12 protein-coding genes and 2 pseudogenes are annotated in these 16,195 nt (G+C 32.4%); 3 read left to right on the top strand and 11 right to left on the bottom strand.

The window, feature by feature from the left end:
- The first annotated feature begins 312 nt into the window (after positions 1-312).
- The 3 genes and pseudogenes from AC0IXC_RS22255 to AC0IXC_RS22265 all read left to right on the top strand — a co-directional run.
- Positions 313-456: a hypothetical protein gene (locus tag AC0IXC_RS22255; RefSeq protein ID WP_471653320.1), complete on the top strand. Its 144-nt coding sequence runs from the start codon at positions 313-315 to the stop codon at positions 454-456.
- A gap of 131 nt (positions 457-587) precedes the next feature.
- Positions 588-1,592 carry a tyrosine-type recombinase/integrase gene (locus AC0IXC_RS22260; RefSeq protein WP_471653321.1) on the top strand — a complete coding sequence of 335 codons (1,005 nt, stop codon included), beginning with the start codon at positions 588-590 and terminating at the stop codon, positions 1,590-1,592.
- A gap of 212 nt (positions 1,593-1,804) precedes the next feature.
- Positions 1,805-2,674, top strand: a pseudogene (locus tag AC0IXC_RS22265) (IS4 family transposase); the annotation flags it as partial.
- A 41-nt stretch (positions 2,675-2,715) separates the two neighbouring features.
- Here the strand turns inward: AC0IXC_RS22265 and AC0IXC_RS22270 are convergent.
- The 11 genes and pseudogenes from AC0IXC_RS22270 to asnB all read right to left on the bottom strand — a co-directional run bounded on the left by AC0IXC_RS22270 (position 2,716) and on the right by asnB (position 16,195).
- Positions 2,716-3,081 carry a SemiSWEET family sugar transporter gene (locus AC0IXC_RS22270; RefSeq protein WP_471653322.1) on the bottom strand — a complete coding sequence of 122 codons (366 nt, stop codon included), beginning with the start codon at positions 3,079-3,081 and terminating at the stop codon, positions 2,716-2,718.
- 187 nt (positions 3,082-3,268) lie between these two features.
- A pseudogene (locus AC0IXC_RS22275) lies at positions 3,269-3,745 on the bottom strand (IS6 family transposase); the annotation flags it as partial.
- 168 nt (positions 3,746-3,913) lie between these two features.
- Entirely contained in the window at positions 3,914-5,002 is a 1,089-nt protein-coding gene (locus AC0IXC_RS22280; protein WP_471653323.1) for a hypothetical protein, read from the bottom strand.
- Positions 4,977-6,104 (bottom strand): beta-ketoacyl-[acyl-carrier-protein] synthase family protein, encoded by a 1,128-nt coding sequence (locus AC0IXC_RS22285; protein ID WP_471653324.1) that lies wholly within the window; start codon positions 6,102-6,104, stop codon positions 4,977-4,979. The genes AC0IXC_RS22280 and AC0IXC_RS22285 overlap by 26 nt, the downstream gene beginning before the upstream one ends.
- 145 nt (positions 6,105-6,249) lie before the next feature.
- Positions 6,250-7,077, bottom strand: coding sequence for a HemK/PrmC family methyltransferase (locus tag AC0IXC_RS22290; protein ID WP_471653325.1), 828 nt, complete (start codon positions 7,075-7,077; stop codon positions 6,250-6,252).
- Positions 7,078-7,128: 51 nt separating this feature from the next.
- Complete coding sequence (locus AC0IXC_RS22295) at positions 7,129-8,148, bottom strand: cysteine peptidase family C39 domain-containing protein (protein WP_471653326.1); 1,020 nt, start codon at positions 8,146-8,148, stop codon at positions 7,129-7,131.
- An 18-nt stretch (positions 8,149-8,166) separates the two neighbouring features.
- A complete protein-coding gene (locus AC0IXC_RS22300; RefSeq protein ID WP_471653327.1) occupies positions 8,167-9,729 on the bottom strand; it encodes an ATP-binding cassette domain-containing protein in 1,563 nt (520 codons plus the stop codon).
- A 1-nt stretch (position 9,730) separates the two neighbouring features.
- Positions 9,731-11,428 (bottom strand): ABC transporter ATP-binding protein, encoded by a 1,698-nt coding sequence (locus AC0IXC_RS22305; protein WP_471653328.1) that lies wholly within the window; start codon positions 11,426-11,428, stop codon positions 9,731-9,733.
- A 576-nt stretch (positions 11,429-12,004) separates the two neighbouring features.
- The gene (locus AC0IXC_RS22310; protein WP_471653329.1) at positions 12,005-13,162 is read right to left on the bottom strand and encodes a radical SAM protein; all 1,158 of its coding nucleotides are present in this window, start codon (positions 13,160-13,162) and stop codon (positions 12,005-12,007) included.
- 135 nt (positions 13,163-13,297) lie between these two features.
- Entirely contained in the window at positions 13,298-13,993 is a 696-nt protein-coding gene (locus AC0IXC_RS22315; RefSeq protein ID WP_471653330.1) for a 4'-phosphopantetheinyl transferase family protein, read from the bottom strand.
- Between the two features lie 294 nt (positions 13,994-14,287).
- On the bottom strand, positions 14,288-16,195 hold the full coding sequence (asnB, locus tag AC0IXC_RS22320; protein ID WP_471653331.1) for an asparagine synthase (glutamine-hydrolyzing): 1,908 nt from the start codon (positions 16,193-16,195) through the stop codon (positions 14,288-14,290).

Here is a 16,195-nt window from a genome sequence, read left to right on the forward strand (position 1 = left end):
GATTTTTTATGTTCTTATATCAACTTCTTTCTTGTAGGAGTAAGTCTAACCCCTATTTTGAATAACCTATAAAAGTTTTATCTTTATTCCTTTATATATATAAGATATATATTTATAATAGATTTTTAATACAGCTAGTATGCTTGTTAATAAGATGTCCGACCTAATTGAAAATATTTGTAAATCGCGTTACAATAATGGTAATTAAACAGATCATTACCCTCATAAAAAAGGACAAACCTACGTACCCCTACCAGGACGAGGTTTGTCCTTTTTTCATTAAAAAAAACAATTTATATTGGAGGATTAAACATGGCTGTACTAAAAGATACGACTTATATAGAAATGAATACCTATAACGAGATTGGATTTTTTAAAGGAATTCTTTGGGGATTAGTTTTTGTAGTGCCTTTTTGGAGTATTATGATATCCCTATTTATTTGGCTTTATAAATAATAATCAACATATCCAAAAAGCAAATGGTTGTTTGTCCGTTTGTTTTTTGGATATGCCAGCAACCGTGCGTAGCAAAGGGAGGTAGCAGGTCTTTCACTTATTTTCTGTTATAATATATCCAAAAAAATTAGGTGATTATATTGAACGAGACAATTAGCTTAGAGAAAACTTTAGAAGCTTTCTCTACATATTTAAGTGAAAAAGGTCGAAAACATTCTACAATCCAGCGCTATGCATACGATATTAAAGATTTTTATAGATGGTTGAATGAAAATAAGTTGCTTTTACATATCAAATCATGGAATGAAATATCCGCAGATGATTATCAAGCTAATTTCTCAATGTTAGAAAACAAACGAGATTATTCTCTTAAAACAAGGCACAGAATATGGGTGGTTTTAAATAAGTTACACATGTTTTTAGGTATAGTTAGTCCATTAGATGATATTCATCGCTCTTTAATTCCGGATCAATCACTAAATGACAATGATTTTATTACCGAATTAGAAGAGTCGCTTTTAAAACAAACTGTTCTATCAACAAAAGGGTTAACAGAAAGACAAGCTAAATATCGGCCTCTAATCATGGATAGGAACGCTTGTATAATTAATTTAATAGTATACGGTCTGTCTTTGCAAGAGCTTGTATCGCTTAATATGAGCCATATACAGTTTGCTAGAAATACCATAGTGGTTCGTGGAGAGAATGGCATAAATAGGTCTATATCATTATCAGAGGATGATTCGAAGCAGCCCTACAAATGCTATAAAACTATCCCGGATCCTGTAAGACCTAGACAATTTACTGATGATCCCCTATTTGTGGCATTTGATTTTAATCGTGGAACATATCGTTGGGTGTACGAAATAGATGCGCCAAAGGCTTTGTCTGAGGTTGCTATACAAAAGATGATTCGACTTGAAGTGAAACGAGCAGAATTAGATAGGCGTATTTCTGTACAGCAGATGAGGAACACATTTATTCTTCGCCTTATTAAACAAGGACTTTCTGAAAGTGAATTAATTGCTAGAATTGGTTTTAAGACTAAAATATCGTTGAAAAGATATTATCAATATTTAAAATTAGATAGTTATTTGTTTATAAAAAAGATGGATCAAAACAATAAGAAGGGGTAACAAATGAGTAATTTAAAAAAATATATAAATATAGAAGATACCGATAATGTAACTAAACTGATGAAAAACAAAGAAGTTAAAACCATCATTAATGATTTTTATATTTAAAGAGAATGCAGGCATCACTTACGAAATTGATAAACTATTAACAGAGAAAAATGATTATACTGTTAGATTTATTATGCTTCAATGACTCAAAGAACTAAAATAGGTATTTCTCATTAGAAGACTTAGATCAAATGGATCAACGAGGTGCCTACTATATATAGAGATTAAAATTACACCATACCGTGTATATAAAAAATCCATTTCCAGAATACTTTCGAAATGGGGCCGTAAAAAAGCAATCACAATAGATCAAAGTGGACTTAGAACATATCATGAACAATTTAAAATCCGGTCAAACATATGAAATAAAAGAAGCTTACATTGGAAAGAACCAAAAACTATTCACGCGTGTGATTATCTATCGTTTAACAGACAAACAAATACTGGAACGTAGAAAGAAACAAATCTATATAGAAAGTAAAAAGGGCATTACGTTTTCAGAAAAGAGTAAACGATTAACTGGTATCAACATATATGTCTCAACTACACCTGAAGAAATTGTTCCGATGGAACAAATACACGATTTTTACTCTCTTCGTTGGCAAATAGAAATTATCTTTAAAACATGGAAATCCTTATTTCAAATTCATCACTGGCAAAACATCAAACAAGAACGATTATAGTGTCATGTATATGGAAGACTTATTGACATTTTTATATGTTCTTCTACAATGTTTAAGATGCGGAAACTTCTGTTGCAAAAGAACAAAAAGGAATTAAGTGAATATAAAGCCATTGGAATGATTCAAGAACATGTCTCGTTGTTATATCAAGCGATATACAAAAACACCCAAGACATAACAAAGCTCCTAGTCCGTCTGTTCGCCCTCCTACAGAAGAATGGACGGAAATCTCATCGATATGAGAAAAGAACTATCTTTGATATTATGGGTGTTGTCTATAAGTATAATGGGTTTGGAAATAAAAGAAAGCTGGATAATTTAAAAAAACGATACCTATTTAGGTTTATTTAGTATGTGTATTTTTAATTATACTACATATTTTAAGGGTTTCTTCATTTATATAAATGAGAGTTTATGGTGTTTCCACTCTTAAGTTGATGGGCATGCGGCTTTACCCCTAGTCCGTTGTTATTACTTTTATTGTAGTACAGGAAAATTAAGAAGAACTCTAAACCTGATAGAAGTAAAGAGATTGTATTTGTAATCATAAACGCGCCAGCAGTATGCATTACGAACCACATGTAAACAGCGTAAGCTTCCATGAATAGTACCCCTGTGAAGATTCCACCTACATAAATTCGTGAAAAGTCCTGTACTGATTTTGTTTTAAAAATTTTAATGATTTGTGGAATGTAGCCTACTGATAGAATAATACCACCAATAAATTGTAATAAATTAAATAATTGTAATGTGGCCATAATTAATTTCCTCCTAGTTTTTTGTGATAATTTAATAAGTGGGTATTTTTGCACATCCCCCCCGAAAAAGGGAAATAGGGATTATTACTGGAATTACAACTATATTGGATAAGGGAGATATTACTCTCCCTCGTTATTCGATTAGTTATGAATTACTGTCTAAAATAACCTTTAATTGCACCAATTCCCCTTCAGGCATATGCTTCTCTTCTTTTAAATCCTGAATTGCTACAGGATAGGCGGAATTCTTATCTACTGTTATCACACGAGGTTTAGAAACATATGAAAAGGACAAGGCTTTCTTAAAAAACCTCTTGGCTGCTTGTTTATCCCTTGATTGACTAAGATGAAAATCAATTGTATGCCCTTCTGAATCGACTGTGCGATATAAATACATCCATTCCCCTTTTACTTTCACGTAGGTTTCATCAACTTTCTATGAATCATTTGTGGACTTAAGGTGACATCGTACTTTCTCTTCTAATTGAGGTCCATATTGATGAACCCAACGTATAATTGTTGTGTGAGCAATTGATAGATCTCTTTCCTACATCATTTCTACCAGGTTACGAAAGTTCAAATTATACCGTAGGTACCATCTTACTGTTAATAAGATGAGTTCAGGCTGATAATGCTTCCATTTGAACAAATTTTCCTTTTCCATACTGATCACACACCTTTGTTAGAGTCATACATATCAGTATATCCGAATGTAGAAGACTATTTACAATAGTCTGTGAGTTTTTGCACCAGAACCGTTTGCAGAAACTCAAGATAAAGAAATGTTTTTTATATTTTTAATTCATTGACATCTATGAATAGAGAGCTTCCCTTACTGTCCATATTTTAAGCATACTGCTGCTGCACTACCCATTTCATTATATCCTATTAATAACAGGATGCTTCCCTTTTCTATTAAAACGTTATCATAATACAAATAGCTTGCATTCCCAGCATCCGCTTCCAAAAACAAATTATTAGGTAAATAGTAACCAGCCATCTTACTTAATATTGCCATAGCTAAAAATGAAAAAGGAGCAAAGCATTCGCCTATATAAGCTTTCATCATAAAAGTGGGTACGGAATTACTAAATAAATGTTCAATTCCTCTTTTTTCGTTTTTGTTAAATTCACTGATGGAATTAGAATTCGATACGATAAAAGAAACGTCTTGTTCACTAATCTTGCTGTCTTTCATAGCATTGTTTATCGCAATTTCCACTGCCTCCTCTGTTTTAGGACCAACTCCGAAACCAATTCCTAATACTTCAAATAATACCAGCTTCTTATCAATATTCTCTCCTAATTGCACTTTAACACTTGCTGCTGCTTCACTAAATTTAACCTCTTCAAGCTGATTCTCGACTAGAAACCCTTTTTGTGCCTCTGTGATTGTTTCAAATGAACTAATTATTATTTCATCTGCGATATTATCCTTCACGCATTTAGCTGCCTGCCAAAGTGCTGTCAATGAAGCATCTGATGCTCCTACATAATGGTTGGTAAGTCCTCTGATACCACATTCAATAGTTGCTAAGGAATTTGGTATATTGCATATCGACTGAACAAAATCCTTAGGACTGGCATACTGTGTATTCTCCAGGGTTTTTAATTGGCTGAAATAATTATTCCTTGACTCAGAGCATCCATAAGTTGATACTGTAATCAGGCCGATTCTATCCTTATCACACAAGGATTTTTCCTTGATAAGCTGGGCAGTTGTTCGAATACATAACTGTCCGCACCTATCAATCCGAGTCTTCACTTTGTAAGAATAGCTGTAAAAGTCAAAATTTGATATAACATTAAACTTTTCTTTTAAAATATTCTTCTCAAGCATCCAGCTATTAAAAGTTTCATTGATTGTATTGCCAAAAGGTGATAGTGCTTCTGTATCAGTTATAACAACACTTTTCTGCATAACTCCTACCCCCTTCTAACAAAATACAAACATTGGTACCCCCAAAACCGATTGAACTCGAAATTGCATATTTTATGTAACAGTCTATTTTCTCCTCAAAACAATAATTTAAATCACATTCTACGTCATTACCTAAAAAATTAGCTGTCGGATGAATAATCCCCTGATCCATTTGCATAATGGTAATGATTACTTCTATTACACCGGCTGCTCCTAATGTATGTCCAATCATTGATTTTGAGGAATTAATATACAACTCATACGCATGCTCTTTGAAAAGCTCCTTAGTCACTTTTGTTTCTATGATGTCATTTAGCTTTGTTCCGGAGCCATGTGCATTAATATAGTCAACTTCATTTATGGGTATCCCAGCCATATTGATGGCACCTTTCATTGCTTTTAATAATGCAGTACCAGATGGTTCAGGAGAAGTAATATTATAAGCATCACTATTCACACCGTATCCCACAATACTAGCATGTACTGTGGCAGATCTTGCCTTTACCATTTCGGAGCTTTCAATAATCATTACACCAATTCCGTCCGCTAAGTCTGTACCTGTTCGCCCCAAAGAAAAGGGTGCAATTTTATCCTTTGACAACGCTCCTACTCTCTTCATTCCATTTTTAGGAATTTCCGATTCGATATCATAGCCTAATACAATAACAACATCCGTTTTATTATCATCAAGTATTTGACACGCTGTAACAATGGCACTTCCACCGGAGGAACACGCAGTAGAATTGCATACAATTACCCCATTGATAGGATAAATATCTTTTAAATATGTGGTAATATAATTTTCATCTTTCATTGTCTTCATTTCATCTTGTTCCCAAAAAGTATTTTCAAAAAAATTAGATGCAATGATTAAACTTATAATATAATCTGAGCTTATATCAAGCCTTGCATTATGAATTGCACGGTCTATTGTTTTTTTTATAATTTCGCAAACATTCTGAATATCATTTTGATTAACGCAATTTGTCCAATCAGAATTCTTTGACTCTGTAAAGCCAATATTTCTTTCATAATTAAAATTGCACTCTGTACCCGCGGCTGTATGCATTGCATATCCTGTAATAGGCCATTTATTATTCATTAAAAACACTCCCGAAAGTAATTGTTCTATCCCCCTGGAAAAGCGCTGTTGCAAAATAGGTGTTTATACAATATGTCGGAAGAACCACTTCATCCATATGCACTATATGCGGCTTTTAAATTCTATTTTGCGACAGCCTCTTTTGCTAGATTTCTAGCCTGCCTACAATAAATCTTTCTATATCAATATAATCCTTAACAACTTCAACTACCTTAAAGCCGTTTTGAATAAATAATTCTTGTATCTTTTCTGATTGGTCTTCTCCGTTTTCAAAAATAATATATCCATTCTTGTTTAAGAATTTATGCGCATTTGCAAGTATGATTCTATAAAAATCTAAGCCGTCCTCTCCACCATCAAGAGATATTCTAGGAGCATTATCCTTCAATTGCGGGATTAAATCTCCTATAATCCCTGTTTTAGCATAAGGCGGATTTGATATCAGCATATCAAATCCTGTTTTATTTTGTTCTTCAAACGGTTCAAACATACTTCCTTTTAACAAATGAACATTTTTTAATTGATAAAAATTAATATTTTCCTGTGCAACTTTTAATGCTTTATCTGATATATCAGATGCATAAAAATCTACATCTGGATATTCCATTCCCAGCATAACAGGAATAACCCCACTTCCTGTACATAATTCCATAACCTTATGACAATTCATCATATATTTCTTTGCTGTATTGATAAAAATATCCATTTCTGGGCCCGGTATCATTACATTTCTATCTATAATAATTTTTTTATCGAAGGTATAAGTATAGCCCGCATAATATTGAATTGGTCTTTTTTCACTTAACCATTTCATAACTTCTTCATATCTGTTTTCATTTGATTTATTTTCTAAAACTTCACCAATTATCTTAATTTCTAGCTTAGGCTCTTGAAAGGCGTTCTTCACTAAATAAGTTTCCACTAACTCCTCATATACATTTTCGTTATCTATTTCCTTCGTATTCACTACCATTTTCTATCCTCCAAATCATTATTAAAATATTCCTCTTCTTAACTCACACTTCTAAATATTTTGTAAATATTTCTTTGTTTCAAATTCTTTTACTATATATTTTGCCAAATTTTCCTCTAGTGTAATAATTTTATTCAATTGATCACATACCAGCTTTTTGTTAAACTTACCGTCCTTTCCATCAAGGGCATATTTCAAAATATAATTACTTATTGCTTCCCATAAAGCTGCTGCTTCGGTCATTTTGCCTGCTATATATATAATGTCAAAATTGCTGTGGTCTTTTTTATCCATTAAGAACATACTATAATTATTCCTACTCCATGCAATGCATCCGAACGAACGAATCACTTCTATTGCTCTTATATCATTCGTTTCTCCTATTTCTTTATCAATATCGAAATGCTGTTCGATATCCAACAGCAGACTTCTCATATTATCAAAATCACTAATTCCATTAAATCCAGTCATTGTTTTAAGCACAGATAAGTAAATTAGCTCATCACAGGAAACATACGGAATATCAGATGTGATTTCAAACGTTACAAAACCAAAGTTATACTTTTTAAATGTATTAAAATCAATTCTTACATTCTCTGGCCTTGGTGATACAGCTAAAACACCATCATTACTAGCCAAAGTATCATCAATGCATATGAAACCCTGGTCATCTATCCCAACTATCAAGCAATAATGCACAAAATGATATTTATTTGCAAACACATGCCAATTACAGGAAAAAATATCTATCCCTAAACCGATAGGCCGATTTGCTTCCAACTCTTTTTTAACGATATCAATAAAATGTTCCATATCACAATTCATATGCCAAATCGGTTTTATCCCGCAATATTTCTCAAATGCATAGCTTTGTTCCGTATTGATTGCTTGACCATCCCGGCTAAACTTAATTTTTCTGGCAAAACTTTCATTGTGTTGTATATAACCAAAATTCCACGAATATGCATAAATATCTTTATCATTTCTATTCAATGCTTTACACATTGAAGTGTAAATATTTTCGATACATACATTCTTTTTGCTGTAAAATGGCTTTATCTCATTTAACATATAAGCTTACTCCTCCCATTAATCAATTGAAATAACTTTATCTGCATATTGATTTAATTGAACGCTGTTAGACGCTATAATAATAATCTTGTTTTTTAACGTCTTTAAATTTCCCATTATTCTTTGTTCCGTCACTACGTCTAATCCACTTGTTAAATCATCCAATAAAATAACCTCTGGTTCCCTATAAAGCAGTCTGGCTAATGCTAGTCTTTTAATCTGTCCGCCTGACAGTTGATCTCCACTATTTCCCACATGGGTGTTTAACCCCAGCTTCCCTTGTTGAAATTCATGTTCTAAGCTTGCCACTTTCAATACTTCCAAAAACTTCTTTTCATCGTATTCTAATCCCATGCAGATGTTATTTTTTATTGTATCTGAAAATAAGCGTGTCGTTTGAGAAAGATAGCATATTTGCGGCGGTTTCATTGATATATTATTGGCATATCCATCCTTTGTCAGCCAACAAATTTCATTCGATTGATTCGTAAAAATATTCTTTAAAAGCAAGCTTTTTCCACTGCCATTTTTCCCCTTTATTAAGCACAATTCATTTTTCTTTATCTCATATTTGTTTTGAATAAAGATTCCATTAACGCTGTCACTGTGCTTCATAGTATTATTTTCTGTATCTGCTAATAGGTCAAGTTCCTGTATCCTCTGCTTAGCAACAGCCAATTGCTTATATTTGCTGTATACACTGCTAAATACTCCTGGTAAATCTGTTAAGAACCAGAAATAATACTCAAATAAAATAAAATCACCAATCGTAAAAGTACCAGCTTTAATCGCATTATAAGCAAAGAAAAGAATCACAGCCAAAGCGAAAAACATTAGATTCAAAGAAAAAAGTGATAATAGATTTTGTAAAAATGCATCCTTAATGGAATATCTTCCTCTGGACTCACATAATTCCTTGTAATGCTCCACATATTCCTCTGTTTTATCCGATACTTTTATTGTATCCAAGGAACTAAATATATCACCTAAAAACTGTGTTGCTTTATCCGTAGACTGACGTGCCAGCCTTTTATTTTTAACAAGTCTTCCTTGAATAAGATGTATTGTAAATATTACGATAAGCAACGGTACTACGCTGATAATGGTTAAGAAAGTGTTTATTTTAAACATTATGATTAGAGTAATAATTGACATCATTAATTTTGGAGTTTGATTATATATTTCAGTAAAAAAATTGACTATATCTGCGTTGTCATCACGAAAACGGGTAATAACTTCTCCTGAAGTATCATTAAACTTTTTATTTATTGGTAACTTATAAATGATTTTATATATGTATTCCTTTAAGTTATTACTTATATTTTGCTGTGCTGTGGAAAATAAATATCCATTTATTTGCTTCGTAACGTTAACAACGAGAGGTGCTAAGGTAGACAAAATAACTAATGCTACTATATTAAGATTGATAATGGTTTCCAAGCCCTGCAATTCGTTAAAAATATCCCGCCTTGCTATCCCAGTAATAGTAAAAATAACTGAATAGGAAATAGCATCAAATAATACAACAAACAAGTAAATTAATAATGTATGCTTTAGCGCAACTTTTAATATTTTATACATCTTACAGATTCCCTTCTATAATTCTGTTTGATACATGTTTGCGTTCATCGTAAAGTTTAATTTTTCCATTTTCAAGTATTAGCACTTTATCAACTAGTTCAAGCAATTTCAGTTTGTGAGCTATAATAAAAACGGTCTTATCATACGTTAACTTTTTTAATGCTTGGAAAATTTTATCTTCCGATTTTTCGTCCAATTTCGAATTTACTTCATCAAAAATATAGAGCTGTGCTTCATTGAGAAATGCTTTTCCAATGTACAAAAGCTGCTCCTGTCCTGCCGAAAGCATAGAATGATTGATGACTGTATGAATGCCCTCTGGCAAACTAGCTACCCAGTCAATCAGCCCAATTTTTTCTATTACATCATTTACTTCTTTATGGCTGACAGAGGAATCAAAGCATGTTAAGTTTTCATAGACAGTGCCGTTAAAAATTCTACTGTTTTGGGATATAAAACATATATGCTTGTAAAAATCCTTTACATCTAATTTCTTTATATTCTTGTCATTGATCAATATACTTCCTGTTTCTATGTCGTACATTTTCGCAAGCAATTTAATTAATGTTGTTTTCCCGCTGCCTGTCTTACCAACGATGCCGATTGTTTCCCCTTGCTTTACCTGAAACGAAATATCTGTTAAAACTGGAGTATCTCCATACGAAAAGGATACATTTTTAACATCAATGGAAAGTTTTTCTTTATTCAGCTTTATATTTCCGGTGCTTATTTTACTTTGAAAAGCAAATAATTCTGAAATTCTGTTTAAAGATGCTCCTATTTTTTGCAAATTTTCTAACTCATATCGAAGCGCTATAAAAGGTCTATTCAGCAAGCCTACATAAGTGCTTATTAGATAAATAGTCCCCATTGTCATTTCATTTTTATAAAACAAATAGACTCCGATACCAATTGCTATTAAATCTCCAACGTTTAGAAGCGCAAAAAAACCAGAAGTCGGAATATTACTTATAACAACAGCTTTTCTGAAATCTACTTTTGTTTTATGTAAATATTTTTTTAATAAGCTTTTAAAATAATTTTTTTCCCCTATTCCAAGTATATCTTCTCTTGCAGAAATACTTTCTTGTATATAACCATATAATTGGGCTTCATCTTCTCTATATGCAGTCCATAGTTTCACAATTTTCTCTTGTAAAGATAAGAATACAAAATATGCAAAAATAGCTATTATGCTGTAACATATGCCTATCAGTCCGCTTTTTATATAAAACATAGTAATAATGAGCAATACAAATATGGAATTACCGATTATATTAACCAAAAACATAGAAAAGAAATTTGATAGAAAAGTAACATCTCCGTCCACTCTTTCGATCATCTCTCCTGTTTTATGCTTCTTATGAAAGTTAAAGTCCAGATCAATACTATGCCTTACCAAATTGACTCTTAATTTATTACTAATCGTCCATCCCAAACGTTCACTGATATAAGAATTAATTGTTTCAACTATTATTTTTACAAAAAGCATAGCTAGATAGATACCGGCAAGACTTATAAAAAAGTCACTTTGATAGCTGCTATTATCTAGACTATCAATAAAAATACTAACTATAATCGGAAGAGTAATGCTGATACCTATTCCTATAGCGAGCAGAAAGAATATTTGCACTATTTCTTTTTTATAATCTGCCAAGTATTCTTTAAAATATATTCTTATGTTTTGAATGATTGACATGATAGAATAACCTCCTGGTTTTTATTGTAAGCAATTATCCCACTTAATTCATTACTCCTTAAATTTTTAATCATTTTGTCTCGAATACTCCCGTTTTCTCTGATTTTTAAAAGGGATTTCTACGACAGGTAGCTAATTCAATTACTAGAGTAAATTGGGACGATAAAATATGGTGGCACCTTTTTGTTTTGCCCTTATGTTTTCCCCAAAAAACCATCCGGTTTTTGAATTTGTCGAGGATGAGAATAACGTGAAAGGTCCCCAACATCTGATAATAAACTAGTACCTTGACGACCGGCACTTGATCTTGTCAGATGTTGGGGAGTTATCATTTAGCTCTTTGCTCTTATTAACATGCGTGAGGCTAACAAGAACAACACTTATTCCCTTATTCCCTTCTTACGAAGGAACTGTGCCAAGGTTAACCAATAAGTGGCTTGGCAACTTCAATCCCACGAAGATCTTGTGATCTGGTTACATGTACTTCTTTGTCAATGTCGATACCTATGATAAGTGTCGCATGAATATGCTGACACACGTATGTTAACAGGAGGGATTTTTTGTTTAAAAACTTTTTTAAGAGTTTACAGGATTACTTTTTAATTCATTTAATACATGAATTACTCTGTCCTCAAGATTGTTAATACTACTTGTTTCATTCATCATTTGCTTCCAATTCTCTTTACAACCGCAATCAACCTTATCAAAAATTGATACATCTCCGCTTTCGTTATACTGCTCAAACATTTTATAAATGGATTCATTGCACTTATCGCAATTACCAGCTTTATCAACAGCTTCTACCGAATAAACCATTGGGCTGATATAAAAAGGCACTTTTAAATCAAGTTTGGCTCTTCGCTGTAATATTTCTATAACAGACCAAAACGTAATAGGCTTATACATCCCCTTAGCCCATAAGTCATAGTTGAGTGTATCTCTTACAACGGTTGGTAATTCCATATCAATCCTTTCCAGATTGAATTTTTCCAGATATACTAAGCTTGATACAAAATCTTCAACTGCTTCAATTTCCGACAAAAAGGCCGGTTTTACCATTAACAGCGGCACTATACTGATATTATAAGCCTTAGCCAGCTCTACCTTTTTTTCAAAGCTTTCATTGGTAAACGGTCTGTTGACACATAATTCTCTTACCTTTTGATTGGCTGATTCAAAGCCAACTGTAATTTCAAACGCTTTATCCGTAACTTCTCTGATTTTTTTTAACTTTTCTTCCGTAATGTCATTTACCTTTGCTTCAATTACTATTTTTTCTATTGAATCAATTGAATTTAAGGTTTGAATCATATAGATTAATACCTTAAAGCTTAATTCCTCCTCAACGAGCAAGCTTCCGTCATTATATAAACAAACTATATTAAAATCTGATATTTTGTTATCTTTATCATTAATTATCTCGTGAATCTCCTTAATATAAAAGGAATCTTCTATTTTATCACCTAGATTGGAAATAGAATAAAAGCCACAGCAAGTACACCCGCCATTCTTTTTAATAATGCTGCATCCAGTTCCCTTTAAGAAAACTACAAGTCGATCTACATATTTTCCATTTAATACCCCCCTACGTCTATCAGTAGATACTACCTGCTCCGAAAATCTATCGACATCTTTTTTTTCTTCAGATACTCTACTTCTTAATTCCCTCATATAACTTACTATACTTTTTTTTGCTACTACTACTTTATTTTGTTTTTTTTCGCGAATTTCCATTTGTTTTTCCCCTTTATTAATTATATTTTTTAATTTACATAAATAATTTATCGTAATTTTCCGTCACTTAATGATTGACATCCTTTTATAGAAGAGCTACATAAGTGGCTCTTTTAAAGTGAATATATATCCCAATCAGGTACTCTGAAGGAGGCTAACCACATCTTTTATATTTAAATCCTCCATGCTGTCACCTATGGGATCTTGTACCGAGCATACTGAAACTATATATTGCTCATCCATTTGAAACGTCTTAAACTGACAATTTCTTAAAGCATTTTCAGTATGAATTGATATATGGTGTTCCTTAATAAGCATCGAAAAAGATTTCATGGGCAATCGCAACCCCCGCCCATCCGCTTTGACATAGCTTTCCTTTAAAGTCCATATCTGATAGAATCTCTTTTTTAACTCCTCTTCTGAATGATGATTCAAAATGAATTGATATTCACTCGTTGAAAAAAAAGACTCCGCAATTTGTAAATTAACTTCTTTCATATACTCTACATCAATGCCAACTGAATTATTGGATATTGTACATAATACCCAATCACCCGAGTGTGATATATTGAAAAAAAGTCCCGCTGGAAATAACAACCTTGGTTTACTGCCTGGATCAAACTGTATTTCAATGTTTTCATTCAAGCAGCCGCTATGACGGCATATTGCATAACGAGCCAGCATTTCTCCCAGTACGCTTCGATAGGAGTCACGAACATTCCAAAATCTCATTGCTCTTTTTCTTCTAGGGGAAGATATATATTGTAATAAATTTTGAATATTATTCTTCTTAATACTCTCATTTATATTAATTCTATATATCACCACCATTACTTTAATTCCCCTTTCTAGATGCTGTTACTATTTTTTTATCAAATATCCAAACAGCTTCTCTCCCTAATATTCCTTTTCAACAAAACCCAAAACCTTCCATGAAGACACTCTAAAATTACTATATTTTTGAAGATGAAATTCATATCAAAGTCTTTGATGAGAATTTTTCTCCCATTTGAAACCTTGACAAACCCATACAACTGTTACAATATCTAAATAAAATTCCCTTGTGTGGCTCACCATAAGAATACTGCCTTTATCTTGACCCGACCTATCCTATGTGCATTATGATTAGCTGACTAGATGAATAACAGTATCATTTTGGTTCAGTAAGATCTGTGTGCTAATGATAAACAATAAAAGCATCATCTCCTTTTCGGTTGTATGATTTTTGCTTCTAACTTTATTAAAAAAACGGGTTACTGCAATGCTGTTAAAAACATCATATTTTTTCAGACTCTCCTCCGAAACTGCCATACTGACTTTTTCATTATTTAATAAACTGTTGCCACTAATCATAGCTCTATATGGGAATTTTTTTCTGTTAATAATCTCATCCGGTAAATATTTTTTTGCAAGCTCTTTCAAAATATATTTTTCATTTAAAACATTTATTTTGTATCTATCGTTTAAACTAAATGCAAAGGCAGCGACATCATTATCTAAAAACGGATATCTGCATTCAATACTATGTGCCATTGAAACGCGGTCTCCTTGTGTGGATAATAAATAGTTGCTCATAAATGTTTTTATTTCTAAATATTGAGCCTTCGATATATTTGTATAATTTTCGAAGCCGCTTGGCAGATCAATTGCTAAATCCTCTTTAACCGAGTAATCTTTCAATATTTTTTTCATAGTATCCGAAAAAAATTGAGAGCAATATTCCCCAAATTGAAAGCGGATTGCATGGCTTGAAAACAACTCACTTGATCTTACCTGATTAAAAAAGGTTGCCAGTGCAGCAGAATTATTATTATTAAAATTATTAATATAGGAATTTGTCTTTTTGTACAACAATGGTCTTAACTTTGATTTGGGATCTCTTTCACAAAAGGCGCGGATTTTAGCTTCTTTGAATATATCGTATCCGCCAAACAGCTCATCGGCTCCTTCCCCCGATAACGCAACCTTAAAACCGTTATTATGTACATATTCTGCCAACAAATACATCGGTATGGCACCTAATCTTAATATCGGAGTTTGCAAATGTAATATTACGTTATACAAATTGTCAATTATCATCGTATCCGTAATTTTCAATTGACGATGCTTACTATTTAGTTTTTCAGACATAACCTTCTGATATTCTGCCTCGTCAAGATTATTATCACTGAACGATATGGAAAACGTATTCATTTTTCCCTCTATATATTCTGAGGCAATTGCTGCAATCAGACTTGAGTCAAGTCCACCGCTTAAATAAAACGATATCGGTACATCTGTGTTGATACGTTTCAATACTGATCTTTTCAGCAAAGTATCTAATTCTTCCAATAGCTCCGTTTTACTTTTATTGTTAAAGCTATCAGTAAGAAAGGTCGGAGCGTAATAATACTTCGATGTTATCCTATGCTTCTCAATTATCAAATATTGACCACTGTCAACCGAATTAATATCTTTATATAAGGTTTTCCCCCGAATCGGTACCCAGGTCGTACAAATATCTTTTAAGCATTTTGCATTTATCTCATAGCTTTTTTCAGGTATTAATAAAGGCGTAATCTCAGAAGAAAAAAATATATTATTCTCTATCTTTCTGTAATACAGTGGTTTTTCACCAAATTTATCTCTTGCTAAGATTAACTTTTCATTATTTTTGTCCCAAATTGCTATAGCAAACTGTCCATTAATCATTTTAAACATATCCGTTCCGTATGCCTCATACAAATGAGGAATTATATTTGTATCACAGGCATCTGAAAAAACATATCCGAGTTTTTTTAAGGATGTAGTTAACTCTCGATAATTATATATTTCACCATTTGCTACAGAAACAATTGTTTTTGTTTGATTTAAAACCGGTTGATGTCCATCTTCAATTCCCAAAATAGCCAGCCTCGTATGGTATAATAAAGCATTATCATCTTTGTAACTGCCTAAGGAATCTTTTCCTCTGTGGGACAAGGATTCTATCATATTAAGCATAGTAGTTGAATAATTTTTATTATCACCAATGACCCCTGCAATACCGCACAT

This window comes from Bacillus sp. AC266 (genome assembly GCF_979253805.1).